Annotated in this window: 23 protein-coding genes and 1 riboswitch; of the genes, 14 read left to right on the top strand and 9 right to left on the bottom strand. The window is 67.9% G+C overall.

Annotated features, from left to right (window positions below; genetic code table 11):
* Positions 1 to 37: 37 nt before the first annotated feature.
* Together ACYDAT_RS05430 and aceF are read right to left on the bottom strand one after the other, a co-directional pair.
* Complete coding sequence (locus ACYDAT_RS05430) at positions 38 to 1117, bottom strand: mechanosensitive ion channel family protein (protein WP_461448881.1); 1080 nt, start codon at positions 1115 to 1117, stop codon at positions 38 to 40.
* A gap of 13 nt (positions 1118 to 1130) precedes the next feature.
* Positions 1131 to 2561, bottom strand: coding sequence for a dihydrolipoyllysine-residue acetyltransferase (aceF, locus tag ACYDAT_RS05425; RefSeq protein WP_461448879.1), 1431 nt, complete (start codon positions 2559 to 2561; stop codon positions 1131 to 1133).
* Positions 2562 to 2851: 290 nt separating this feature from the next.
* Between aceF and ACYDAT_RS05420 the strand changes: the two genes are divergently transcribed.
* The gene (locus tag ACYDAT_RS05420) at positions 2852 to 3439 is read left to right on the top strand and encodes an SH3 domain-containing protein (protein WP_461439871.1); all 588 of its coding nucleotides are present in this window, start codon (positions 2852 to 2854) and stop codon (positions 3437 to 3439) included.
* 92 nt (positions 3440 to 3531) lie between these two features.
* Here the strand turns inward: ACYDAT_RS05420 and ACYDAT_RS05415 are convergent, their stop codons facing one another.
* A complete protein-coding gene (locus ACYDAT_RS05415; RefSeq protein ID WP_461439872.1) occupies positions 3532 to 4374 on the bottom strand; it encodes a mechanosensitive ion channel family protein in 843 nt (280 codons plus the stop codon).
* Positions 4375 to 4841: 467 nt separating this feature from the next.
* Here ACYDAT_RS05415 and ACYDAT_RS05410 point away from each other — a divergent pair, with 467 nt between their 5' ends.
* Complete coding sequence (locus ACYDAT_RS05410) at positions 4842 to 5144, top strand: hypothetical protein (RefSeq protein ID WP_461439873.1); 303 nt, start codon at positions 4842 to 4844, stop codon at positions 5142 to 5144.
* Positions 5145 to 5231: 87 nt separating this feature from the next.
* Entirely contained in the window at positions 5232 to 5771 is a 540-nt protein-coding gene (gene ppa / locus ACYDAT_RS05405; protein ID WP_297902889.1) for an inorganic diphosphatase, read from the top strand.
* A gap of 59 nt (positions 5772 to 5830) precedes the next feature.
* On the opposite strand, the gene thiC is transcribed toward ppa, so the two are convergent.
* Positions 5831 to 7735: a phosphomethylpyrimidine synthase ThiC gene (gene thiC / locus ACYDAT_RS05400; protein ID WP_461448877.1), complete on the bottom strand. Its 1905-nt coding sequence runs from the start codon at positions 7733 to 7735 to the stop codon at positions 5831 to 5833.
* 37 nt (positions 7736 to 7772) lie between these two features.
* Positions 7773 to 7874, bottom strand: a riboswitch (TPP riboswitch).
* Between the two features lie 45 nt (positions 7875 to 7919).
* Positions 7920 to 8516 (bottom strand): TetR/AcrR family transcriptional regulator, encoded by a 597-nt coding sequence (locus tag ACYDAT_RS05395; protein WP_461439875.1) that lies wholly within the window; start codon positions 8514 to 8516, stop codon positions 7920 to 7922.
* A gap of 129 nt (positions 8517 to 8645) precedes the next feature.
* Between ACYDAT_RS05395 and ACYDAT_RS05390 the strand changes: the two genes are divergently transcribed.
* The 3 genes from ACYDAT_RS05390 to ACYDAT_RS05380 all read left to right on the top strand — a co-directional run bounded on the left by ACYDAT_RS05390 (position 8646) and on the right by ACYDAT_RS05380 (position 11202).
* Positions 8646 to 8996, top strand: a complete 351-nt coding sequence (locus ACYDAT_RS05390) for a hypothetical protein (RefSeq protein WP_461448875.1) — start codon at positions 8646 to 8648, stop codon at positions 8994 to 8996.
* 106 nt (positions 8997 to 9102) lie between these two features.
* On the top strand, positions 9103 to 9753 hold the full coding sequence (locus tag ACYDAT_RS05385) for a protein-L-isoaspartate O-methyltransferase family protein (RefSeq protein ID WP_461448873.1): 651 nt from the start codon (positions 9103 to 9105) through the stop codon (positions 9751 to 9753).
* A gap of 60 nt (positions 9754 to 9813) precedes the next feature.
* A complete protein-coding gene (locus tag ACYDAT_RS05380; RefSeq protein ID WP_461448871.1) occupies positions 9814 to 11202 on the top strand; it encodes a TolC family outer membrane protein in 1389 nt (462 codons plus the stop codon).
* On the opposite strand, the gene waaA is transcribed toward ACYDAT_RS05380, so the two are convergent.
* Positions 11183 to 12508, bottom strand: a complete 1326-nt coding sequence (waaA, locus tag ACYDAT_RS05375) for a lipid IV(A) 3-deoxy-D-manno-octulosonic acid transferase (RefSeq protein WP_461440591.1) — start codon at positions 12506 to 12508, stop codon at positions 11183 to 11185. The two genes, ACYDAT_RS05380 and waaA, sit on opposite strands and share 20 nt — an antisense overlap.
* Before the next feature lie 222 nt (positions 12509 to 12730).
* Here waaA and ACYDAT_RS05370 point away from each other — a divergent pair, with 222 nt between their 5' ends.
* Positions 12731 to 13519, top strand: coding sequence for an LpxL/LpxP family acyltransferase (locus ACYDAT_RS05370; protein WP_461448869.1), 789 nt, complete (start codon positions 12731 to 12733; stop codon positions 13517 to 13519).
* 184 nt (positions 13520 to 13703) lie between these two features.
* Here the strand turns inward: ACYDAT_RS05370 and ACYDAT_RS05365 are convergent, their stop codons facing one another.
* Positions 13704 to 14684, bottom strand: coding sequence for a patatin-like phospholipase family protein (locus tag ACYDAT_RS05365; RefSeq protein WP_461448867.1), 981 nt, complete (start codon positions 14682 to 14684; stop codon positions 13704 to 13706).
* Positions 14681 to 15661: a helix-turn-helix transcriptional regulator gene (locus ACYDAT_RS05360; protein ID WP_461448865.1), complete on the bottom strand. Its 981-nt coding sequence runs from the start codon at positions 15659 to 15661 to the stop codon at positions 14681 to 14683. Before ACYDAT_RS05360 ends, ACYDAT_RS05365 begins: the two co-directional genes overlap by 4 nt.
* Before the next feature lie 188 nt (positions 15662 to 15849).
* Between ACYDAT_RS05360 and ACYDAT_RS05355 the strand changes: the two genes are divergently transcribed.
* The 7 genes from ACYDAT_RS05355 (at position 15850) to ACYDAT_RS05325 (ending at position 21858) form a co-directional block, all read left to right on the top strand.
* Positions 15850 to 16680, top strand: coding sequence for a DUF481 domain-containing protein (locus ACYDAT_RS05355; protein WP_461448863.1), 831 nt, complete (start codon positions 15850 to 15852; stop codon positions 16678 to 16680).
* A gap of 316 nt (positions 16681 to 16996) precedes the next feature.
* Positions 16997 to 17683: an alpha/beta hydrolase gene (locus ACYDAT_RS05350; protein ID WP_461448861.1), complete on the top strand. Its 687-nt coding sequence runs from the start codon at positions 16997 to 16999 to the stop codon at positions 17681 to 17683.
* A 2-nt stretch (positions 17684 to 17685) separates the two neighbouring features.
* Positions 17686 to 18708: a sensor histidine kinase gene (locus tag ACYDAT_RS05345; protein ID WP_461440686.1), complete on the top strand. Its 1023-nt coding sequence runs from the start codon at positions 17686 to 17688 to the stop codon at positions 18706 to 18708.
* Entirely contained in the window at positions 18686 to 19390 is a 705-nt protein-coding gene (locus ACYDAT_RS05340; protein ID WP_461448859.1) for a LytR/AlgR family response regulator transcription factor, read from the top strand. The genes ACYDAT_RS05345 and ACYDAT_RS05340 overlap by 23 nt, the downstream gene beginning before the upstream one ends.
* Positions 19391 to 19397: 7 nt before the next feature.
* A complete protein-coding gene (gene hemC, locus ACYDAT_RS05335; RefSeq protein WP_461448857.1) occupies positions 19398 to 20321 on the top strand; it encodes a hydroxymethylbilane synthase in 924 nt (307 codons plus the stop codon).
* Between the two features lie 86 nt (positions 20322 to 20407).
* Positions 20408 to 20830, top strand: a complete 423-nt coding sequence (locus tag ACYDAT_RS05330; RefSeq protein ID WP_461448855.1) for a hypothetical protein — start codon at positions 20408 to 20410, stop codon at positions 20828 to 20830.
* Positions 20827 to 21858, top strand: coding sequence for a hypothetical protein (locus ACYDAT_RS05325; protein WP_461448853.1), 1032 nt, complete (start codon positions 20827 to 20829; stop codon positions 21856 to 21858). Before ACYDAT_RS05330 ends, ACYDAT_RS05325 begins: the two co-directional genes overlap by 4 nt.
* Here the strand turns inward: ACYDAT_RS05325 and ACYDAT_RS05320 are convergent.
* Complete coding sequence (locus ACYDAT_RS05320; protein WP_461448851.1) at positions 21794 to 22609, bottom strand: YceI family protein; 816 nt, start codon at positions 22607 to 22609, stop codon at positions 21794 to 21796. The genes ACYDAT_RS05325 and ACYDAT_RS05320 overlap by 65 nt on opposite strands.
* Between the last annotated feature and the right edge of the window lies 1 nt (position 22610).

Raw genomic sequence — 22610 nt, 5'->3', positions numbered from 1 at the left:
TCCTCGAAATGAATGGGTGCGATGAATGCAGCAGCGCTCAACGCGCGGGCGGCGTATCGGCGGGCGGGGCTGCAACATGCGGCACGTCGCGGATGGCGTCGTTGCCGGCGTAAGCGGCGCCCGGCGCGGGCGCGGGCGCTGCAGGCACTGGCGACGCGGCCGGTACGACGCCCAGCAGTTCGGCGATGGCCGCGCGCGCCTGCTCGCCTTCGAGCCCGAACCAGCTGCGCATGCGCAAATCGCGCTGCGGCCATGACAGCTCCAGACCATGCCCGACCAGCGCCGTTTCCAGCGCCCAGTTGTAAGCCGCCAGCGCCGAGGACGGGCGCCGCGTGGCATCGGCATCGAGCCACACCACCAGTTCGAAATTGAGCGTGGAACTGCCGAAGCCGACTAGCCACACCTGCGGCGCATGCGCGCCTTGCAGGCTTTGCGTGAACGGCACCGCGGCGGCGGCCTCCAGCGCGGCCTTCTTCACCAGTTCCTTGGACGAGCCGTAAGCCACGCCAAACGGCACACGCAGGCGCCGCGTGGCTTCCTGCAGGGTCCAGTTGATCAGGCGCCCGCTGACAAATTCCGAGTTGGGCACGAGGATGTCGATGTCGTCGTTGGTGGTGATGCGCGTGGCGCGGATCTTGATGTCGCGCACGGTGCCATGCACGCCCGAGGCCAACTCGACGAAATCGCCCACCTTGAGGCTGCGATCAAACAGCAGGATCAGCCCGGAAATGAAATTGTTGAAGATCGCCTGCAGGCCGAAACCCAACCCGATGCCGATGCCGCCGGCGATCAGTGTCAACTTGCTGACCGGGATGCCGGCCGCGCCCAGCGCCAGCACCACGCCCAGCACCAGAATCGCGTAATGGCTGAGTCGCCCCAGCGTATACAACGCGGCCGGATTGGCGTGCGTGTAACGCGCGCCATAGCCGGCCAGCCCGCGCTGCACCAGCCACGAGGCCAATTTTGAAATCAGCAGGATCAGCAGCGCGCCCAGCAGCATGCCGACGCTGAGGCTGTAACCGCCGCGGCCGAGCGTGACCAGGCGGAAGTCGAGCCCATCCGCAAGCCGCGTCTGCAGCGTTTGCAGCAGCGTCTGCATGGACGCCGTGTGGCTCATGCCGGCGTCGCGTTCAGAGCAGCAGTCGGCGCAGGTCGCCCAGCGCGCGCGCGATGTGGGTGGTGAAGCGTGCCGCCGCGGCGCCGTCGATCACGCGATGGTCATAGCTCAGCGATAGCGGCAGCAGCAGCCGCGGCTCGAAGGCGTTGCCGTTCCACACCGGCCGCAGCGCGCTCTTGCTGACGCCGAGGATCGCCACTTCGGGCGCGTTGATGATCGGCGTGAACGCGGTGCCGCCGATGCCACCCAGCGAGCTGATCGAGAAACACCCGCCGGACATGTCCGCCGGGGTGAGCTTCTTGTCGCGCGCCTTGACCGAGATCGCGCCCAGTTCGCGCGCCAGCTCCAGCAGGCCCTTCTTGTCGCAGTCGCGCAGCACCGGCACCACCAGGCCATCTGGCGTGTCCACGGCGATGCCGATGTGGAAGTATTTTTTCAGCGTCAGCGTGTCGCCGGCCGCGTTGAGGGAGGCATTGAAGGTCGGGAAGGCCTGCAGCGCCGCCACCGCCGCCTTGATCAGGAACACCAGCGGCGTGATCTTGATGTCCTTGTGCTCGCCGCCGAGCTGTTTGCGGAAAGCTTCCATCGCGGTGATATCGGCCTCGTCATGCTGTGTGACGTGCGGGATCAGCGCCCAGTTGCGCGCCAGATTGGCGCCGGTGGCGCGCTTGATCTTGCCCAGCGGCTGCGCCTCGACGGCGCCGAACTTGGCGAAATCGATCTCCGGCCAGGGCAGCAGGTTGAGCCCGTTGCCGCCCGCGGGGCGCGCGCCACTCCCTGCGCTCAAGGCTTGCTTGACGAAAGCCTGCACGTCCTCGCGCACGATGCGCCCGCCCTTGCCGCTGCCCTTGACCTGGGCCAGATCCACGCCCAGCTCGCGTGCGAACAAACGCAGCGCCGGCGTGGCGTAGGGCACCTGATCGGGCATCACCGCGCTGCTGTCGAAGCGCACGGGCGGCGGCGCAGCGACAGTCGCGGCGGGACGCGGGGGTGGTGCGGCGGCTGGCGGTGTAGGCGTTGGCGCCGACACGGCGGCAATGAGCGGCGTTGCGGCGGCAGTCGGCTTGGGCGGCGCAGCAGCGGCCACGCTGTCGGCGGCCTCGATCAGCGCGATCAGCACGCCCTCGGACACCACATCACCCAGCTTGACCTTCAGCTCCTTCACCACGCCTGCGGCCGGCGCTGGAACCTCCATCGTTGCCTTGTCCGACTCCAGCGTCACCAGGCCTTGGTCCCTGGTCACCGTATCGCCGGGTTTCACCAGCAGCTCGATCACCGGCACATCGTGGTAATTGCCGATATCCGGCACCTGGGCTTCGATCAGCGAGGACATGCATGCTCCTGCATTCGGCAATGTGCAAGCGTTGATTGTCGCGCAACGCGCCACGCACGTCATGCCTCGCGCGCGCTTGCTGGCGAATGCAAGGGTCGCAGGTGCGGGCAAGTGGAGTGCCGGTCGATTCCACCAACGCGCGAGCGCAGGCTCGTCATGACTGCGGTTGCGCGGCACGCAGCCAGATGCATGCGATCACTGCGGCGACGGCAATCCATAATGAGATCAATGCACTGCGGGCCGGCAGCCCTGTCCATGCGCTGCAAGCAGACGCAGTGCGAACCCGGTTCTGGGAGAGTGACTGTGCGCGAACGCACCGATGCCCATCGCGCCATTGCTGTAAAAAACCGCGTACTGACTCTTGATGTTTGTTGCTTGGCCAGTTCTCAGGAGAACTCTTGATGAAGCGTTTGTACAAACTTGTCGTACTCGCCGTCGCAGCGCTGGCTCCGCTGTCGGCACTGGCCGCCGATGGCTATGTCAACGGTTACGTGAACCTGCGCGCCGGCCCCGATGTGCGCTACCCGCGCGTCGTCACGCTGCCGCCAGGCACACCGATCGCCGTTTTCGGCTGCACCAATGGCTGGAGCTGGTGCGATGTTCGGGGCGATGGCGCACGCGGCTGGATTTCCGCGAATTACGTCAGTTATCCCTACAACAACCGACGCGTCGTGCTCTCGACTTACGGTGGGCGCATCGGCATTCCGATCGTCAACTTCGTGCTGGATGCGTACTGGGGCAACCATTACCGCAACCGCTCCTGGTATCCGCAACGCGCACAATGGGCGCGGCCCGATTACCGGCGGCAGCCATCGCGTTATCGCCCCCAGCGGCAAGGCCATTACCTGCCGCAGGGCCGTCGCCATTACCATTACCCGCCGCCGCATCCGGGTCAGCGTCATGGCGGCCCGGGGCATGATCCCGGCGGCCCCGGGCATGGTCCCGGCGGGCACAAGCCACCACAACCGCACGGCGGTGGCGGTGGCTGAGCATCGCGAGGACAGCCGCGGTGGCCTGTGCTGCCGCGCGGTACCGCTAACTTCGCGCACGCAATGCGCTGACCCAGTGATCAACGTCTGGATCAGTCTGTGCGCGATGCCACCGGCGCGCGCCGGATCAGCAGTTCGCGCTGCGGGAACGGCATCGAGATACCCGCCACGTCCAGGGTTTCCTTCACCCGGCGCGGCAAGTCCTGTTGCAGCGGCCACCAGTCGGCGCGCTGTGCCCACGCCCACAAGGTGATATTGACCGAACTGTCGCCCAGCGCGGCGACATAAACCGTTGGCGCCGGATCGCTGAGCACGCGCGCATCCGCAGTCAGCATGTCGCGCAGCACCTGCAGCGCACGCTCGACATCATCGCCATAGCCGATCCCCACCTGCACCTCGGCACGGCGCGTGCCGCGGCGGTTGTAGTTGACGATGACATCGGCACCGACCTTGGCGTTCGGGATCACCGCCACGCGGTTGTCGGCCAGCACCAACGTGGTGTGCATCAGGCTGATCGCCTCGACGCTGCCGCTGTAGCCGCCGGCGTCCACCCAATCGCCGGTGCGAAACGGCCGGAACAGGATCAGCAGTACGCCCCAGGCGAGGTTCGACAGCGAGCCCTGCAAGGCCAGACCAATGGCCAGTCCCGCCGCGCCCACCGCCGTCACCAGCGAGGCCGTGGGCACGCCGAGGAAGCCCAGCACCGACACCGCGACCAGCACGATCAGCGCGCCGTACAGACTGTTGCGCAGGAATGGAATCAGCGTCGGCTCGACGCGCGCACGCTTGAGTGCGCGCCGCATCAGGTTGGCCGCGCGCGCCGCCAGCCACAGCCCCAGCGCGAACAGCACGACGCCCAGCAGCAGGCGCAGGCCCAGATGCACGCTGGCGTGCGAGAGATTTAGCAAGTCCAGTCGGCGCAACAATTCCTGCATCGCGATATGCCCCGGCAAAGGCCAAAAGCCTATCAGGATGCTGAAATCCGCTGCGCTGCATTTTCCAATATTGTTCATCCACCCCCGGCAGCAGCGACGCACTTCTCAACACCCTGACTGCAGCATCCCGCCGCGCGCGGCTATCACCATCACCGGGTGGCGCCCATCGCAGCCGGCAAGGTGCTGGCAGAACCTGTCGTACGCATTCAATTTTGCTGTCGCCATGACGCGTGCGCAGGCGAACGGCGATGGTCGCGATCAGAAAAGCGCCGCGCCCGCGTCAACCATTGTCGGGTTTCAGCCTGCCGTCACCGACGCCAGCGCCAGCATCCGCGCAACGCGAGTGTGCGCGTGCGCACGGACGCAGTGTGCGCGCCATCACCACGCTTCACGAACCTTTGCAAAGAGCCGCCGGAAAGAGCTTGCAGCGCACATTCAGCGCATTTGTGCGGGCGCAGCATGGGCTCATGAAAACACGTGCTCCCTCACGCGCAGGATTTTCCCGTCCCGCCATCCTCGTGGTGTTCATGCTGCTGGCCCTGGCCGCAGCACCGGCACCGCGCGCCGCGGAAACGCAGTTGAGCATCCGCATCACGCCGCGCGCCGCGGCGCTGATCGCCGCTCTGCAGCGCGGCATGACGCCAACCGTCGCGCTGGCCAGCCTGCCGGCGCCCGGTTCGAACATGGCCTTCGCGCAATCCTGCAATGCAGCCGGCGGCAACGCCGTCATCGCCAGCACGCCAGACCTCGAGCAACGCGTTTGCATGTAGGCGCGCGGCACTCACGCAGCGCCCCGTTCGACGGATTGCGCTGCAGCGCAATAAACTTAGCGCCTCCCCGTTACCCGAGTACTGCCCATGGGCCTGGATCTGGTTCCCGCCGGACGCGACGTGCCGCACGAAATCAACGTCATCATCGAAATTCCCAAGGACGCCGAACCGGTGAAGTACGAGGTGGACAAGGCCTCGGGCGCGATCTTCGTCGACCGCATCCTGTCCACGCCGATGCGTTACCCGTGCAACTACGGCTATGTGCCGCACACGCTGTACGACGATGGCGACCCGGTCGATGCGCTGGTGATCCTGCCGCTGCCGCTGGTGCCGGGCTCGGTGGTGCGCTGCCGCCCGGTGGGCGTGCTGCGCATGACCGACGAAGCCGGCAAGGACTACAAGATCGTCGCGGTGCCGACTGCCAAGGTGTTCGCCGGTTATGCGCAGGTCGAGGATATCGCGCAGGTGTCCGCACACTGGAAGGAGCGCATCGGCCATTTCTTCGAGCACTACAAGGATCTCGAGAAAGGCAAATGGGTGAAGCTGGACGGCTGGGACGGAGCCGTACAGGCGCGTGCTGAAGTCCTCGCATCAAAACAGCGCTACGACGCCGAACACGGCACCTGACGCCGCCGCGAGTCGGGCCGGTCAGTGTGGGGCGTGCCTGGCCCGCCCCCCGGCAACCTTCACGCCGGCCGGTACACCTCGCCGCCGCCGTCGAGAAACTCGGCGGATTTTTCCTGCATGCCCGCATCCAGCGCGGCGGCGGTGTCCATGCCGTGCTCGCGGGCGTAATCGCGCACGTCCTGGGTGATCTTCATCGAGCAGAACCTGGGTCCGCACATCGAGCAGAAATGCGCGGTCTTGTGCGCGTCCTTGGGCAGGGTTTCGTCGTGGAATTCCCTGGCCTTTTCCGGATCGAGGCCGAGGTTGAACTGGTCGTCCCAGCGGAACTCGAAACGCGCCTTGGACAGCGCGTTGTCGCGCGCCTGCGCGCCGGGGTGACCCTTGGCCAGGTCGGCAGCGTGCGCGGCGATCTTGTAGGTGACGATGCCGTCGCGCACGTCTTTCTTGTCCGGCAAACCGAGGTGTTCTTTTGGCGTGACGTAGCACAGCATGGCGGTGCCGTACCAACCAATCATGGCCGCGCCGATGGCGCTGGTGATGTGGTCGTAGCCGGGCGCGATGTCGGTAGTCAGCGGACCGAGGGTATAGAACGGCGCCTCGTCGCATTTCTCCAACTGGCGCTCCATGTTCTCCTTGATCAGCTGCATGGGCACGTGGCCGGGGCCCTCGATCATCACCTGCACGTCGTGCTTCCATGCCACTTGCGTGAGCTCGCCGAGGGTGTCGAGTTCGGCGAACTGGGCTTCGTCGTTGGCGTCGGCAATGCTGCCGGGGCGCAGGCCGTCGCCCAGGCTGAAGGCCACGTCGTAGGCCTTCATGATGTCGCAGATGTCCTCGAAATGGGCGTAGAGGAAGCTCTCCTTGTGATGCGCCAGGCACCACTTGGCCATGATGCTGCCGCCGCGCGAGACGATGCCGGTGACGCGTTTGGCCGACATCGGAATGAACGGCAAGCGCACGCCGGCGTGGATGGTGAAGTAGTCCACGCCCTGCTCGGCCTGCTCGATCAGAGTGTCGCGGAACAGATCCCAGGTGAGGTCTTCGGCCACGCCGCCGACTTTCTCCAGCGCCTGGTAGATCGGCACGGTGCCGATCGGCACCGGCGAATTGCGCAGGATCCATTCGCGGGTTTCGTGGATGTGCTTGCCGGTGGACAGATCCATCACCGTGTCCGCGCCCCAGCGGATCGCCCAGACCATCTTCTCCACTTCCTCGGCGATGGAGCTGGTCAGCGCCGAGTTGCCGATGTTGGCGTTGATCTTCACCAGGAAGTTACGGCCGATGATCATCGGCTCGGATTCCGGGTGGTTGATGTTGCTGGGAATGATGGCGCGGCCGCGCGCCACTTCAGCGCGCACGAATTCCGGCGTGATGCGCGACTGGATGCTGGCACCGAAACTCTGTCCCGGATGCTGCTTGAGCAGGCCCTTGTCGGCCAGCGATTCCAGACGCCGGTTTTCGCCCAACTCCGCAAGGAGTTGATTCTCACGAATCGCGATGAACTCCATCTCCGGGGTGACTTGCCCCAGGCGCGCGTAATGCATCTGGCTGACGTTGGCGCCGGATCTGGCGCGGCGCGGCAACGGCAGGTTGGGAAAGCGCATCGCGGCCAGCTCCACGGCCTGGGCGTGGCGGCGTGCGAAATCGGAGCTGCGCGCGCCCAGGCTTTCACTGTCAGCGCGCGATTCAATCCATGCCGCGCGCAGCGCCGGCAGGCCAGCGGTCAGATCAATGCGCGCAGCCGGGTCGGTGTATGGCCCCGAGGTGTCGTACAGCGCCAGCGGCGTGTTGACTTCGGCGCCGAACAGCGCCGGCGTATCGGCCAGTTGCACCTCGCGCATCGGCACGCGCAAATCGACACGACTACCCTGCACGTGGATCTTGCGCGATCCGGGAATCGGCGCGGTGACGGCGACGGAGAGCGCGGCGCCTGCGCTCAGCAATTCGGAGACTTGCGCGTTCATGGTTCGTCCTCGTGGGCTGGGACGAAGCGGCGGCACCGGCGTGGCCGGTGAAGCTCCCTACGCCGGTATGAGCCGGGTCAGGTTCGAAGGGTTTTTCTCAGCCGCACGCTCTGCGCGCGCGGCACCCCCGCTTCAACGATGTATTCAAGCACGAAGCACGGGCCGGCGCCCATGCCCGCAAAACTCAACGGGGCGCGTAAGCGCGCAGGAACACTTCCACGGCGGCTTCGGCGTTGCGGCGGATGTCGACTTCCTCGCACACGTTGGCGCACACGAACAGGCGCCGCAGCGGCAGATCACCACGCAGCAGCGCCAGAAACTGGCTCGCCGCCATGGGAATGTCCTTGATCTCAAGCTTGCCGGCCGTCACAGCCTGGGTCAGAAAATGCTCGATCTTCTGCTGCGCGCGGCCCGGACCCACCTCCCACACCAGCCGCCCCAGACGCGGGTCGCCATCGGCGCCGCAATCGCCGAGCACGGCGCGGAACAGCGCCGACAGCTCGGCATTGGCGAGTACGCGCGAATGCGCCAGCGCGATCGCGCTCAGCGCCACGCGCACATCGGCTCCGGCCTGGAAATCGAACACCTGTTCGGGCATCAGCTCGCCACAACAGGTTTGCGCGGCCTCGCGAAACAGGCTGTCCTTGTCGCCGAAGTGGCTGTACACGGTGAGCTTGGAAACCCCCGCCGCCTGCGCGATGGCATCCATGCTGGTGCCCTCGAAACCGGAGCGCGTGAACAGCTTCTGTGCCGCGGCCAGGATGGCGCCGCGCTTCTCCATGTCCTTGGGCCGACCCGGACCCAACGCCCGCGCGTGTGGGCGGACAGACGCGAGAGCTGGCGGGGATGGCTTCACATCGCGACTCATACGCTTTAGTATACTCCAAAGTATAGTATTAGGCCATCCGTCATGTCCATCGCCAGCATCGCCCCATGGAGTCATGCCTATCTGCGCGCGCAGCGCGCGCTTAGCGCATGGATCGAGGCCGAAGGCCGCGCCGCGCGACGCCTTGCTTTTGCGGCACGCAGCGCAATGATGGCACTCGCTGCGCGCGAACGCGCGCAGTTGGCGCGCTGGATGGCGTGGCTGTTGCGCAGCCGCGCACTCGCGGCGCGCGGACTGGAACAGCGTCTGCTGCGTCTGGATGCGCGTCTGGCGCGCGCGGTGTCGGTCGCGGCCGCGCGTCTGCCGGCGCTGCCCGCGGCGCTGACGCAGACCGCACGCAACGCGCGCCCGACACTTGTCAGCCGCGCCGGATGACCTCCGACACTGCACTCTCGCGCCTGCATGCGGCAAACTCGCGATTGTCCCGCATCGACGCAATGCCTATGCTTGCGCGCTTGACCTTTGCCCCGAGTCTGCCCCGATGACGCTGGATTTTGAATTGGCCCGCCAGAACATGGTCAGCAATCAGGTTCGCACGTGGGAAGTGCTGGATGCGCGCGTGCTCGATGTGCTGGCCGCGCTGCGTCGCGAAGATTTCGTGCCCGCGGCATATCGCGATATGGCCTTCGCCGACCTTGGGTTGCCGCTGGGTCACGGCGAGGTGATGATGAAACCCGTGGTCGAGGGCCGCATGCTGCAGGCGCTGGAACTGGCCGCTACCGACAACGTGCTGGAAATCGGCACCGGCAGCGGCTTCATCACCGCATGCCTGGCGCGACTGGCCGGCCACGTGACCAGCCTCGATATCCACGCCGAGTTCACCGCCACCGCGCGCGCGGCCCTGCGCGCTGCCGGCTGCGACAACGCCGAGGCGATCACCACCGAGGCGGTGCGCGAGTTCGCGCCGGCACAGCGCTACGACGCCATCGCCGTCACTGGCGCCGTGGCCACGCTGCCGCAGCGCTGGCTGGGCTGGCTCAAGCCCGGCGGGCGTCTGTTCGTGGTGCAAGGGCGCGCACCGGCCATGCAGGCCACGCTGCTGCGCGTCGCTGCCGGCACCACTGAAATCCTGTTCGAGACCGACCTGCCGTACTTGCAGCATGCCGCGCCTGTTCCGCGGTTCGTGCTCTGAGCCGCGCCGCCTGAACCACGAACTCAATCCCGACGCTCCCCTGACCCCAGGAATCCATCCATGAACCGCACTGCTTCGCCCACGCTGCTCGGCTGCGCCATCGCGCTGGCGTTGATGCCCGCCTTCGCGCATGCCGAGGATCTGCTGCAGGCCTACCAGCAGGCGCGCGCCAGCGACCCGGTGCTGGCCCAAGCCGAGGCCATCAAGCAGGCCACGCATGAAGGTATCGTGCAAGCGCGCGCGCTGCTGCTGCCGCAGTTGAATGCCAGCTACAGCTACTCGCAGTCGCACGGCACCAACAGCAGTTCGCAGCCGTTCAACACCAACGCCGGTTTCCAGATACTCAATTTCACCAGTTCCAACCAAAGCTACGGCACCACGCTGCAGGGCACATTGTCGCAAACGCTGTTCAACTTCTCCGACTGGGCCAACCTGAAAGCTGCCCACGCCAACGCGCGCAGCCAGGACGCCACCTACACTGCAGCCGAGCAGGATCTGTATCTGCGCGTGGCCACGGCCTATTTCGGCGCACTCGCCGCGCAAGACCAGTTGACCTATTCCGAAGCCAACGCCAAGGCGCTGAAGAGTCAGCTCGACCAAGCCAAGCAGCGCTTCCAGGTGGGGCTGGCCGCGATCACCGACGTCAACGCGGCCAAGGCGCAATACGACACCGCCGTGGCCACGGTGATCACGGCGCGCAATTCGCTGGATGATGCGCGCGAGGCGCTGACGCAAATCACCGGCAAGCCGGCCAACGATCTCAGGCCCCTGCGCGAACATATCCCCATGAATGCGCCCACGCCCGACAACCTCCAGTCCTGGGTGGACATGGCGCTGAGCGACAACCCCACGCTGCTGGCTTCCGAACAGCAGGTCCGCTCGGCCAGCGACAGCGTCAAGGCCGCCTATGGCGCGCACCTGCCCACGCTGTCCGCGCAGCTCAGCTACACGCGCAATCCGGGCTGGACTGATCAGAACTCGCGCCTCGGTGGCCTTGGTCGATATCACACCGACAGCCTCAGCCGTGACACCGCCATCGGCGTGGTGCTGAACATCCCCATCTTCAGCGGCTTTGCCACGCAGTCGCGCGTGCGCCAGGCCATTTACAACCGCGAAAGCGCACGGGACGTGCTCGAGCAGAACCGTCGTGCGCTGGTGCGCAGCACGCGCAACGCGTTCCATTCGGTGCTGTCCGGCATAGCCAGCGTCGAGGCCAACAAGGCCGCCGTGGTTTCGTCCAAGAGTTCGCTGGATGCCACCCAGGCTGGCTACGAGGTGGGCACGCAGACCATCGTCGATGTGCTGCTCGCGCAGCAGACGCTGTTCCTGTCGCAAAGCGCCTACTCGCAAGCGCGCTACACACTGCTGCTGAATCGCCTGTTGCTGGCCTACGATGGCGGCAAGCTGGGTTATCCGCAACTGCAGGAAATCAACGCGCTGCTGCAGTAACCGGCGCCGCGCGCGCGGACGCGGCCAACTCGCGTTCGATCGCGGTTTCGATTTCGGCCAGCGCTCCGCGTCCGCGCTCGATCACGCCCAACGCCGCCGCGCCCATGCGCGCGCGCGCCGGCGCATCCTGCAGCAAGGCCAGCACCGCATCACCCAGCGCCGCGGCTTGTGCGATTCGCCACGCCGCGCCGGATGCCAGCAGCGCCTCGGTGATGTCCTGAAAATTGAACGTGTGCGGCCCAACCAGCACCGGCACGCCCAGCGCAGCGGGTTCCAGCGCGTTGTGACCGCCGATCGGCGCCAGGCTGCCACCAACGAAAGCCAGATCGGCCGCCGCGTAATACGTCATCAACTCGCCCAGACTGTCCAGTACGAAGCACTGCGAACGCGACGCCGGTATGTCATCCGAGCTACGTGTGGCCACGCTGAAGCCCGTTGCGCGCGCCGCCTGCGCGACCGCGCGAAAGCGCTCGGGATGGCGCGGCGCGATCAGCAGCAGCGCCTCGGGCAGCGCGCGCAGCACGGCGGCGTGCGCATGCAGCACGGCCTGTTCCTCGGCCTCGTGCGTGCTGGCCGCGATCCATACCGGGCGTGCACTGCCCAGCGCGACACGCACCTGCGCGCCGGCGCCACGCACGCTATTGGCCACGGCCATGTCGAACTTCAGATTGCCGACCACGCGCACGCGCTCGGATCGCGCGCCCAGACGCCGGTAGCGTTCGGCATCCGCCTCGCTTTGCGCCAGTATCTGCACCACGGCCTCCAGCGCGGCGCTGATCAGGCGCACGCCGGGCAGGATGGCGAAGCCGCGCATCGAACGCTCCGACAGGCGCGCGTTGACGATCATCAGCGGCACCCGCTGGCGCCCCGCCGTGGTGTACAGATTCGGCCAGATCTCGGTTTCGGCGATCACCCCCAGGCGCGGTCGCGTGCGCGCGAAAAAACGCCGCACCACGCCGGGCAAGTCGTAGGGCAGGTAGGTGTGGTGCACGCGCTGGCCGAACAACTGACGCACGCGCGCCAAGCCGGTGGGCGTACCCGTGGTCAGGATCAGCGGCACCTCGGGATGCCGCGCCAGCAGCCCCTCGACCAGACGCGCCAGCGCGTTGACCTCGCCCACCGACACCGCGTGCAGCCAGATCGAGCGCGCGCCAGTCAACCGCGGCACATAGCCGAAGCGTTCGCGCCAGCGCCGCAGATAATCGCGATTGCGCAGCCCGCGCAACATCAGGCGCACCAGCATCAGCGGCGCCAGCAGATACAGCAGCAACGTATAGAGCAGACGCGCCAGGACACGGTCCTCCACGAGGGCGCGGCAGTATAGGGCTCCGCGAAAACCTGCTGCGAAGCATCCGCCGGTCAGCGCCCCGCGCGTCGATCTGGAGTGCGCGCAACAACAAGCGACACGAGAGAATTTCGACGCCGGCACAGCGAGAGCCGCACAACGCGAGTGCTACCATGCGCCCCGCATGCCGCCCGCCCGCGACAGAATCCCGCGCCGCCTGCTTGCGCCGCGCCACTGGCCGGCGTGGCTGGGCGGTGCCGCGATCTGGTGCCGGCGCGGCGCCGCGTGGCCGCGCGCAATCTTCAGCTTTGCTTCCCTGAACTCGATGCCGCCGCGCAGCAGGCGCTGCTGCGCGCCAACCTGCGCAACCTGGGCCTGATGCTGGCCGAATTCGCGCTGGGCTGGATGGGCAGTGCGCGCGCGCTGGCGCGCGTACCGGTGCGCTTCGAGGGCTTGCGGCATCTGCACGAAGCGCGGGCCGACGGCCGCGGCGTGCTGCTGGTCGGCGCGCACTTCACCCACCTCGAACTATGCGCGCGCTTGTTGTCCATGCGCGTACCACTGGCCGGCATGTACCGGGTGATGGACAGCGCGGTGTTCGAGCACGTGGTGCTGCGCGCGCGTCTCGGCTACGCCGCGGCCATGTTCACCAAGGATGATCTGCTCGGCACGGTGCGCTACCTGCGCCGCGGTGGCGTGCTGTGGTACGCGCCCGATCAGGACATGCGCGGCAAGGACAGCGTGTTCGCGCCGTTCTTCGGCGTGCCCGCCGCCACCATCACCGCCACCCACCATCTCGCGCGTCTGTCCGGTGCCGCGGTGCTGCCGTTCGCGCACCGCCGCGTGCGCGGTGGCGGCTACGAGATCCGCATCGAACCCGCGCTGCGCGATTTCCCCGGCAACGACGTGCTGGCCGACACCACGCGCGTCAACGCCGCCATCGAGGCCATGGTGCGTGCCGCGCCCGCGCAGTATCTGTGGGTGCACAAGCGCTTCAAGGGCCGTCCTCCAGGCCTGCCGCCGGTGTATTGACGCTGCGCCCCGCGTCTTCGCGCAGCGCGGCCTTGCTACGATGCAGCACATGGAAACAGGGGCAACTTGATGTCGCGACACGCAACCGGGGCGCGCGGAATGCCCGGCCCACATGGGGCGCGCCGCAGCGACAACAAAAGTATCGTCGCGATCATTGCCCCCACCCCCCACTCGCACCTTCGGATCAGCCGTGGTCGCCACCGCGATCGCTGTTGCCGTGCGCAACCTTCGGCGCCGTTGCGCCAACCGGCAACGCGCGCGCGTTGGGCCAACCGGCCAGCTGAAGCGCCGCCTCGGCATGACCCAGCGCGATCATTTCCTCGGCGCGGTAAAACTCGTACACGGCGCAGCAATCGCCCGGCAATTCGATGAGCAGGTCGGGGCGGTACGCGGCCAGACGCAAGCGCGCAAGGTTGCCCTGCATCATGTCCATCGTCTGGCCCATCAGGTTGATCCAATTTGGCTCACGCGCGGGCTTGGGTCCGGGCTCGACCGGAGCGTGGTGGCCGGCGATGTGCTGCACGAAGCTGGTGAAGCGCTGCCGGTACGGGCCGCGCGGCGCGGGCTCGGCGACCGGCTTGCTGTTGCCGCGACGCGGGCCGTCCAGGCTCACGGCGATCAGATAGTCGTAGCTCTCGCGCAGCAGCGGCGTCACCGGCACCGGGTTGAGCAGGCCGCCATCGACCAGGCGCCTGCCGTCGATCTCGTAGGGATGAAACACGGTGGGGATGGCGATGGAGGCGCGGATGGCATCGAACAGCGGTCCGCGCGAGATCCACACCTCGCGCTGGCGTTCCAGATCGGTGGCGACGGCGGTGTAGCCGATGGGCAGGTTTTCAATGTCGGATTCGCCGACCAGATCGCGCACCGTGGCAATGATGCGCTCCCCCTTGATCAGCCCCGCGCCGGTGAGCGTCCAGTCGACCAGACGCAGCACATCGAGCTTGTCCAGCGAGCACACCCAGTCGCGGTACACGGCGAGCTTGCCCAGCGCGTAGATGCCGCCGACCAGTGCGCCGATCGAGCTGCCGGCGATGGCACTGATCTCGAAACCAGCCTCTTCCAGCGCGGCGATCACACCGATGTGCGCCATCCCCTTGGCGCTGCCTGAGCCCAGCGCCAGCGCCACGCGCGGACGCGCCACGGGAGTCGCCGCGGCACTCATGCGCGCGGCTCGCGCTGGTAGGTCCGCTGCGCCAGCGCCAGCAGCGATTTCATTTCCTCGCGCAGCGGCAGCGGCGCGACCACCTCGGCATCGGGGCCGTACTTGAGCACGTCCATCAGCAGCTCGCGCGAGTTGGCGTAGGGCACCTTCAACTCGTAGCGACCATCCGCCAGAAAGCGCCCTTCCTGCTGCGAGTGCCAGTGCGTGTCGGCCACCCAGCGCGCGGCGTGCGCGGAGAAACGCAGCACCGCGATGGCGCGCGGCGCGCCGGAAAAAATGCCATAGCCCGCGGCCAGTACGGCATCCAGTTCGGCATCGGGCACATCGCGCGCGCGCGCGCCGGGAGTTTCGACCTGGCGCATGCGATCCACGGCGAAGCTGCGCAGCGCATCCTTGTCCTCGTCCCAGGCGTCCAGATACCAGTTGTCGCGGTAGTGCACCATGCGCTGCGGCGACACCACGCGCCGCGTTTCATTGCCGGTGGAGCGCGCGCGATAAAAAAAGCGCAGTTGCTGCCGCGCCAGCACGCTGGCGGCGACGCTGCGGAACACGTGCTCGTCGAGGCGGCGCACGCCCTGCGTCAGCACGCGGATGCGCTCCAGCGGCGGCGCCAGGCCACCGGCGTGCTCGGTCAGCAGGCGCTCGATGCGCGCGCGAAACGGCGCCAACGCGCTGGACAACACGCCCGGATCGGCGCGCGCGACCACGGCATGCAGCGCCAGCAGCGCGGCCAGTTCCTCGCTGTTGAACCAAAAACCGGGCAGCTCGAAGCTGGCGGCCTCGGCGTAGCGGAAACTGGCGGCCTCGCCGCCACCGGTTTCGATCGGTGCGCCCAGCGCGTCGCGCAGATAGGCGACGTCGCGATACACGGTGGCGCGCGAACAGCCCAGCTCGTCGATCAGCCGCGCCAAGGGCACGGGCCGGCGCGCACCACGCAACAGGCGATGCAACAGCACGATGCGCTCGTAGCGATCCATACAGGGACTTCGGGTGGCTTCGCGCTAGCATGCGTGCGCGGCGCGGCCGCGGCAAGCCTTGGAACTTTCCGCGCTGGCGTGCGGTCGCTTTATGCAAGGCCTGAACACGTTCAGGCCTTGCGCGAGCCGCGGATGGCTTGCCGCGCAGCGCCGCCGCCACCCTCACCATTTCACACCACGAGTTTTCAATGACGCCCCGAATCATCGTTCGCATCATCTGCGCCACGCTGCTGCTGGCGCCCAGCCTGCCCGCTCTGGCCGCTGGCAGCGCATCAGGCGGCTCGACATCCGGCACCGATCCGCTGGGCTGGTCCGGCAGTGGACAGTTGGGCCTGGCCGCGACCACCGGCAACACGCGCTCGCAAAACCTCAACGCCGGGTTTGATCTGAAGTTTCAGTCCAATAACTGGATCTACCACTTCGACGGCAGCGCCCTGCGCAGCCAAGGTGTGATCAGCGTGAGCCTGCCCGGTCCAGGTGGCACGCCGGTCAACGTGCAGCAATACCGCGTCACCGCCAACCGCTACACGCTGGGCGGCAGCGCCGCGCTGGTGCTGAACCCGGAAAACCGTCTGGTCAGCACCATGCGCTACGACCACGACAACTTCTCGGCCTACCGCTACCAGGCCGCGATAGCGGTGAGCTGGGGCCACGTGCTGATCAAAAACGCCAGCACCAACCTCGATTTCGAGCTGGGTCCGGGCGTGAAGCGCTACCGCGTCGAGGGCGCCACGGCCAACCACACGGCGGCAATCGTGCGCGGTGCGCTGAACTACAGCCAGCATCTGACCGCCAACACGCACATCGAGAACCACCTGCTGATCGAAGCGGCCAGCTTCGATACCTTCGCCGAGGACACGACCAGTCTGGTGGTGCAGATAAACAAACGCCTGGCGCTGAAGGTGAGCTACCAGATCCGCCACAACTCCAAGCTCAACAATGTGCTGCTGCTGAATCCTTACGGCGGCGTCGCCAAGACCGACACACTGCTGACCACCAATCTGGTCTACAACTTCTGAGTGGGGCCGGGGCGGGGAACCGGAAATCATCGCGATCTCTGCTGGCTTGTCGTCCGCAACGGCGCGAAGGATCCCGGCGCGTGAATGTGCGTGGCGTTGGCTGCATCAATGCGGCCATGCATGCCGAGATGCTTCGTTGCGCTCGGCATGACACGCGAAAAACATTCGCCCGCGGCCATGCTGATTAACGCGAGGCACACGCCGGTTCTCCCCTCCCCACTTCCCCGTTCCACTCCTGCCTCCTGCCGGGTCCACGGGTGCGCTGTCTTGGCGCCGAAAGTCGCGGGCAAGGGGCCGCATGCGGCATGCTTGCGTCATGGCTACCCAACAACACATCGAACTTCTACCCGCGGTCGAGATCGCCAGTGGCCCGGCGCCGCGGCACAGCATCGTGTGGCTGCACGGTCTTGGCGCCGACGGCAACGATTTCGCGCCGATCGTGCCCGAGCTGACACACGGTCTGCCACCGCTGCGTTTCGTGTTTCCGCACGCGCCGCAGCGCGCGGTGACCCTCAACGGCGGCCTGCGCATGCGCGCGTGGTACGACATCCGCAGCTTCGATCTGGGCAGCCGCGCCGATGAGGGCGGCCTGCGCGAATCGATGGCGCAAGTACAGGCGCTGATCGCGCGCGAGCAGAGCGCGCATGGCATCGCGGCGGACAAGGTTTTCCTGGCCGGCTTTTCGCAGGGCGGCGCGGTGGCGCTGTGCGCGGCGCTACGCCACGCGCAGCCACTGGCCGGGGTGATCGCGCTTTCCACGTACTTGCCGCTGGCCGATCAGCTCGCCGGCGAGCGTAGCGCGGCCAATGCGCGCATTCCGGTGTTCATGGGCCACGGCAGCCTCGATCCGGTGGTGCCGCAGATGCTGGGCGCCGCCGCGCGCGACGTGCTCACCGCGCTCGGTCATCGCGTGGACTGGCACAGCTATCCGATGGCGCACGCCGTGCTGCCGCAGGAGATCGCCGATCTGCGCGCGTGGCTGGCGCGGCGGATGGGCGACTGAGCATGCGCGTGCCGCGCCGCGCGCTGCCCGACTTCTGCCACGGCGGCGAGCTGCTGGCGTTGGCCGTGGTCGCGCTGCTGGTGGCGGTGGTGATGCAGCTCGCGCCCAGCGCCGATGCGCATCTGCGCGCGTGGTCGCTGAGCCTGTTGTTCGCGGCGTGGCTGGCGCTGCTGCTGGGCGTCACGTTGTGCAAGTCGCGACCGTTGCTGCAGCGCCTGCCCGGCGCCTGGCCGTGGGCCGGCGCGTGGCTGCTCAGCGTGCTGCTGGTGCTGGTCGCCGCCAGCGTGGTGTGGCGGCTCGATCACGCGCTGGGCACCGGCTTGACCGCGCGCGATGCGCCGCGCTTCGTGTTCGGCAGCACCGCGGCCACCGCGCTGGTCGGCGCCGCGCTGCTGCGTTATCTGTGGGTGCTGGACGACTGGCGCGAGCGCCGCGACGCGCTGGCGCGAGCGCAACTGGAGGCGCTGCAGGCACGCATCCGTCCGCACTTTCTGTTCAACAGTCTCAATACCGCGCTGGCGCTGGTGTCGATCGATCCGCAAGCCGCCGAGCGCACGTTGGAGAATCTGTCCGATCTGTTCCGCGCCGCGCTGGATGACCCGCGCGAGGGCACGCTCGGCGAGGAGCTCGATCTGATCGATCGCTATCTGGCCATCGAGCAATTGCGTCTGGGCGCGCGCCTGCGCATCGCGCGCGACTGGGACGATTTGCCGCGCGAGCTGCCGCTGCCGCGCCTGCTGCTGCAACCACTGGTGGAAAACGCCGTCCACCACGGCATCGCCGCGTGCGCCGAGGGCGGCACGCTGGAGCTGCGCGGGCGACGCAATGGCAATGCGCTGGAGATCAGCGTGCGCAATCCGCTGCCGCACGCACCGGCACGCGCCGGCACCGGCCACGGCCTGGCCAATGTGCGTGCGCGCATCGGCTACCATTTCGGCGCGCGCGCGGCGCTGGAAGCCGGTGCCGTGGACGCGCACTGGCAAGTAACCCTGCGGCTGCCCGATGCGCGTACTGATCGCCGATGACGAACCGCTGGCGCGCGCGCGTCTGCAAGCGCTGCTGCACGATTGCAACGGCGCCGAGCTGGTCGGCAGCGTCGACAGCGCGCGCGCGGCGCTGGAAGCGCTGCCCGTGCTCAAGCCCACGGTATTGCTGCTGGACATCGAGATGCCCGGCGTCGATGGCCTCGCGCTGGCCGAGCGCATCGCGCGGCTGACGCCGCCGCCGCAGGTGATTTTCTGCACCGCCTACGCGCAGCACGCGCTGCGTGCCTACGAGCTGAAAGCCGCCGATTACCTGCTCAAGCCGGTGCGCATCGAGCGCTTGCGCGAGGCGCTGGAACGCGCGCGGCGCCTGCACGCCGAAAGCGCCGCGGCGCGTCCGCACCTCAGTGGCATGGTGCGCGGCATGCGCCAGCGCGTGCCGCTGGACGAGATCATCGCGCTGCTCGCCGACGACAAGTACGTGACCGTGCACCACAGCGGCGGCACGCTGCTGATCGAGGATTCGCTGCGCACGCTGGAGCAGACGCATCCCGAGCGCTGGCTGCGCCTGCACCGCAGTTGCCTGGTGCCGCGCGAGCGCCTGCTCGGCCTGAACACATTGCCCGACGGACGCATCGTCGCGCAGCTCGCCGGCAGCACCCTGCAACCCGAAGTCAGTCGCCGCAATCTGGCCAGCGTGCGCGCCTGGCTGCGCAACCCGTGAGGCATCCATGAGTTCATTAGCGCTGCGCATCGCCACCCGGCAAAGCGCGCTCGCCCTGTGGCAAGCCGGGCACGTCGCGCAGCGTTTGCGCCAGGCGCACAGTGGCCTGGTCGTGGAGCTGGTGCCGATGACCACGCGCGGCGATCAGGTGCTGGATCGCCCGCTGGCCGAGATTGGCGGCAAGGGACTGTTCCTCAAGGAACTGGAAGTGGCGCTGCTGGAACAGCGCGCCGACCTCGCCGTGCACTCGCTCAAGGATGTGCCCGCCGAACTGGAGCCTGGCTTCGCGCTGATCGCGGTGCTGGCGCGCGCCGACTCCGCCGATGCCCTGGTCAGCAACACGCACGCCACGCTGGCTGCGCTGCCGCGGCACGCGCGCGTGGGCACGTCGTCGCTGCGGCGTCAGGCGCAGTTGCGCGCGCTGCGGCCGGACCTTGAGTTGCTGGATTTGCGCGGCAACGTCAACACGCGTATGGCCAGGCTCGATGCCGGCCACTACGACGCCATCGTGCTGGCCGCGGCCGGACTGGAGCGGCTGGGTCTGGCGGCGCGCATCCGCAGCCGCCTCACCGCCCCCGACTGGCTGCCGGCGCCGGGACAGGCCGCGATCGCGGTTGAGGCGCGCGCCGGCGATGCGCGCGTGGCGGCTCTGCTGGCGCCGCTGCACGACGCCGAAACCGATGTGGTGGTGCGCGCCGAGCGCGCCTTCAATGCCGCGCTCGGCGGCAGTTGCACGCTGCCGGTGGCGGCCTGGGCCGTGCTTGGCGAACGCGAATTGCACCTGTACGGATTGGTCGGCGACGCCATGCGCGGCACCTTGCTGCGCGGCGAATTCAGCGGCACCGCGCAGGCACCCGAAGCCCTCGGCCAGGCCCTGGGCGCGATGCTGTTGCGCGAGGGCGCGGCAGCGCTGATGGCGGGACGGAGATAGCGAATGGAAAGTCGATAGTGGGAAGTCGAAATTGGGTGTGGATGCTTTCGGCTTGTCATCCTGGGCGTCGCGAAGCATCTCGGTGCGTGAGCGCGCGTCATGGTCTGTGCGAGCGCAGCGCGGTGATGTTCGCGTGGTTCCCGATCAGGCTGGGCGGACTGATTGTGGGCGATCTCGCCCGCGTCACGCAGTCGCTCTCGCAAGATCAATTCATGCCGCAACCGGCCACGCAACGGCAGCAGGCGCAGATCGAGGCGCGGCAGCACGCGCAACGGCAGGCCGTGGAAGCGCGCGAGCAGGCACGCCAAGTCAAGCATGTCTGCCTCGGTTGCGAGCATTCGCTGGATCTCAACGATCCGGCGCGCGATTTCCGCATGCACTGCGGCATCACGCTGTTCGACACCTGCCCCGCCTGCGGCACGCGCAAGAGTGCGTTCGGGCACTTCTGCCATCACTGCGGGCACGACTGCAACCGGTCGCACGAGCCTGCCGCCGTGGCGACACCGTGAACGCCTTGCGCCTGCCGCGCATGCGCGCCCTGTCCGTGCTGGTGCTGCTGGCGGGCACCGCGCTGGTGGCGCCCGTGCATGCGCAACTGGCGCCGCTGCTTCGCGCCCATGCCAGCGCGGACCTGGCCACGCTCTCCGCCCGCCAAGCCGCCGTTCAACGCTGGCTCCAGCAATTGGCCGTGCAGCTCGCGCATCAGCCAGACGACGCCAATGCGCAGTTGCTGCTCGGCATGCTGACCAGTGCACAGGATCGCCGCCAGGTCTACTTCGCGCGCGCCCACGCCCTCGCACCGCAATCTCCCGCCCTGGCCTGGATGTATGCGGAGACCTGCGACTACGAGCAAGACCACTGCGCGCAGCGCTTCCAGCCGTTGCAGCAGCTCGCGCCCGACAACGCCGCGGCGTGGCTGCCGGAGCTGGCCATCATCCCGACCGGCGCGCCTGCGCGACTGCTGCCGGGGTTCGCCGCGCAGCGCGCGCGGATCATCGAGCAGATCGCGGCCAAGCCGCGCTTCGACACCTACCGCATCGCCCTGATCCACCGCCTGCTCGCCGCACTGCACGGCGCGCCGGCCTCTCTGGTGCTCCTGCAAGGCAGCGCGGCATTCACGCGCTGGTTCATGGCCACGACGTTTTACACGGCTTGGGCCACGCCGCCGTTTCAGGGCGTCGCGCTGGCCTGCGAGCCGCGCCCGGCGGATACGCGCCTGCGGCAGGCCTGCTACCGCCTGGGTGAAACCATGGCGCTGCGCGGCGATACGCTGATGGCCAACCTGATCGGCAGCAGCGTGGCCATTGCCAATGCACCGGATGCAGGCGCGCGCAAGGCCGCGCAGGCGCGGCGCCGCGAGCTGCTGTGGCTGAACGATGCCTTGCAGCAGGCCGGCAAGCAGCCCGGATTCACGGCGCGATTCCTCGCGCTGTGGGACCGTGACCCGCGCGAAGCCGACGATGTGCGCGCGATCATCGCAGCGGCAGGTTTGCCGACGACGCCACGGCCGGGTTGGCAACCGCCGGCGCGGCGTTAGTCGCGTCCGGCGCTGCCTGCGTCACGGAACTGCGGCGCACGCGCAGCACCAGACCCAGCTCGACGCGGTCGCCGATGATGAAGCGATGCCCGCGCATGCCGAAGCGGCTGCGCTCGATATAACCGCGCGCCAGCACGCGGCAGGTGCCCCGGTCCGCCGGCGCGGTGGCGGCCTGCGTCGCGGCGACGGCGGGCGCCGTGCCGGCCGCGCCGCGCGCCGACGCAGCCAGTGCCGGCGCGGTTGTCGCGACCGCGGGCGCCGCGCTGCCGGCCGCGGCCGGCGTATCGGTCGTGCTCGCGCCGCTCGTGTCTGCGAACAAGGCGCAAGGCTGCGGCAGCAGATCGAAACGCACCGTGTGGGTGATGCCGCGCAGGGTCAGCGCGCCCTCGACCGGACCGCCCGTGCCGAGGTGCTTGACCGGAAACGGGACCGAACGGAAGTCGATGACCGGATACCGCGCGCTGTCGAAAAACCCGGGGCCGCTGGCGAAGGCTTCGTAGTCGGTGTTGGGCATGCGCAGCGAGCGCGTGTCGACCACGACATCGACGCGCGCTTGTCCGTTCGTGTCGATGCGCACGCGACCATGCAACGCATCGAGGCGACCAACGACCTTGCCAAACCACAGCACGTGCACGCCGAACTCGGCATGCGAATGCGTCGAATCGATGCGCAGCGACGCAGTGGCGCCGGCAGCCGGCAACGCGCAAACGCAACACAGTGCCGTCAGCAGCCAACGCCATGCGCGCGTCATG

The organism is Metallibacterium sp. (genome assembly GCF_054637675.1).
Note: the sequence above shows the minus strand (reverse complement) of the source record. Positions and strands in the feature narration are given on the sequence as shown.

Excerpts from the sequence above, each read along its gene's own strand:
- ACYDAT_RS05420 (WP_461439871.1), top strand. The coding sequence starts at position 2,852 with ATGAAGCGTTTGTACAAACTTGTCGTACTCGCCGTCGCAGCGCTGGCT.
- ACYDAT_RS05355 (WP_461448863.1), top strand. The coding sequence starts at position 15,850 with ATGACGCCCCGAATCATCGTTCGCATCATCTGCGCCACGCTGCTGCTG.
- ACYDAT_RS05390 (WP_461448875.1), top strand. The coding sequence starts at position 8,646 with ATGTCCATCGCCAGCATCGCCCCATGGAGTCATGCCTATCTGCGCGCG.
- ACYDAT_RS05320 (WP_461448851.1), bottom strand. The coding sequence starts at position 22,609 with ATGACGCGCGCATGGCGTTGGCTGCTGACGGCACTGTGTTGCGTTTGC.
- hemC (WP_461448857.1), top strand. The coding sequence starts at position 19,398 with ATGAGTTCATTAGCGCTGCGCATCGCCACCCGGCAAAGCGCGCTCGCC.
- ACYDAT_RS05430 (WP_461448881.1), bottom strand. The coding sequence starts at position 1,117 with ATGAGCCACACGGCGTCCATGCAGACGCTGCTGCAAACGCTGCAGACG.
- ACYDAT_RS05395 (WP_461439875.1), bottom strand. The coding sequence starts at position 8,516 with ATGGAGAAGCGCGGCGCCATCCTGGCCGCGGCACAGAAGCTGTTCACG.
- ACYDAT_RS05350 (WP_461448861.1), top strand. The coding sequence starts at position 16,997 with ATGGCTACCCAACAACACATCGAACTTCTACCCGCGGTCGAGATCGCC.
- thiC (WP_461448877.1), bottom strand. The coding sequence starts at position 7,735 with ATGAACGCGCAAGTCTCCGAATTGCTGAGCGCAGGCGCCGCGCTCTCC.
- ACYDAT_RS05365 (WP_461448867.1), bottom strand. The coding sequence starts at position 14,684 with ATGAGTGCCGCGGCGACTCCCGTGGCGCGTCCGCGCGTGGCGCTGGCG.
- ACYDAT_RS05380 (WP_461448871.1), top strand. The coding sequence starts at position 9,814 with ATGAACCGCACTGCTTCGCCCACGCTGCTCGGCTGCGCCATCGCGCTG.
- ACYDAT_RS05345 (WP_461440686.1), top strand. The coding sequence starts at position 17,686 with ATGCGCGTGCCGCGCCGCGCGCTGCCCGACTTCTGCCACGGCGGCGAG.
- ACYDAT_RS05340 (WP_461448859.1), top strand. The coding sequence starts at position 18,686 with ATGCGCGTACTGATCGCCGATGACGAACCGCTGGCGCGCGCGCGTCTG.
- ACYDAT_RS05410 (WP_461439873.1), top strand. The coding sequence starts at position 4,842 with ATGAAAACACGTGCTCCCTCACGCGCAGGATTTTCCCGTCCCGCCATC.
- ppa (WP_297902889.1), top strand. The coding sequence starts at position 5,232 with ATGGGCCTGGATCTGGTTCCCGCCGGACGCGACGTGCCGCACGAAATC.
- ACYDAT_RS05360 (WP_461448865.1), bottom strand. The coding sequence starts at position 15,661 with ATGGATCGCTACGAGCGCATCGTGCTGTTGCATCGCCTGTTGCGTGGT.
- ACYDAT_RS05385 (WP_461448873.1), top strand. The coding sequence starts at position 9,103 with ATGACGCTGGATTTTGAATTGGCCCGCCAGAACATGGTCAGCAATCAG.
- ACYDAT_RS05415 (WP_461439872.1), bottom strand. The coding sequence starts at position 4,374 with ATGCAGGAATTGTTGCGCCGACTGGACTTGCTAAATCTCTCGCACGCC.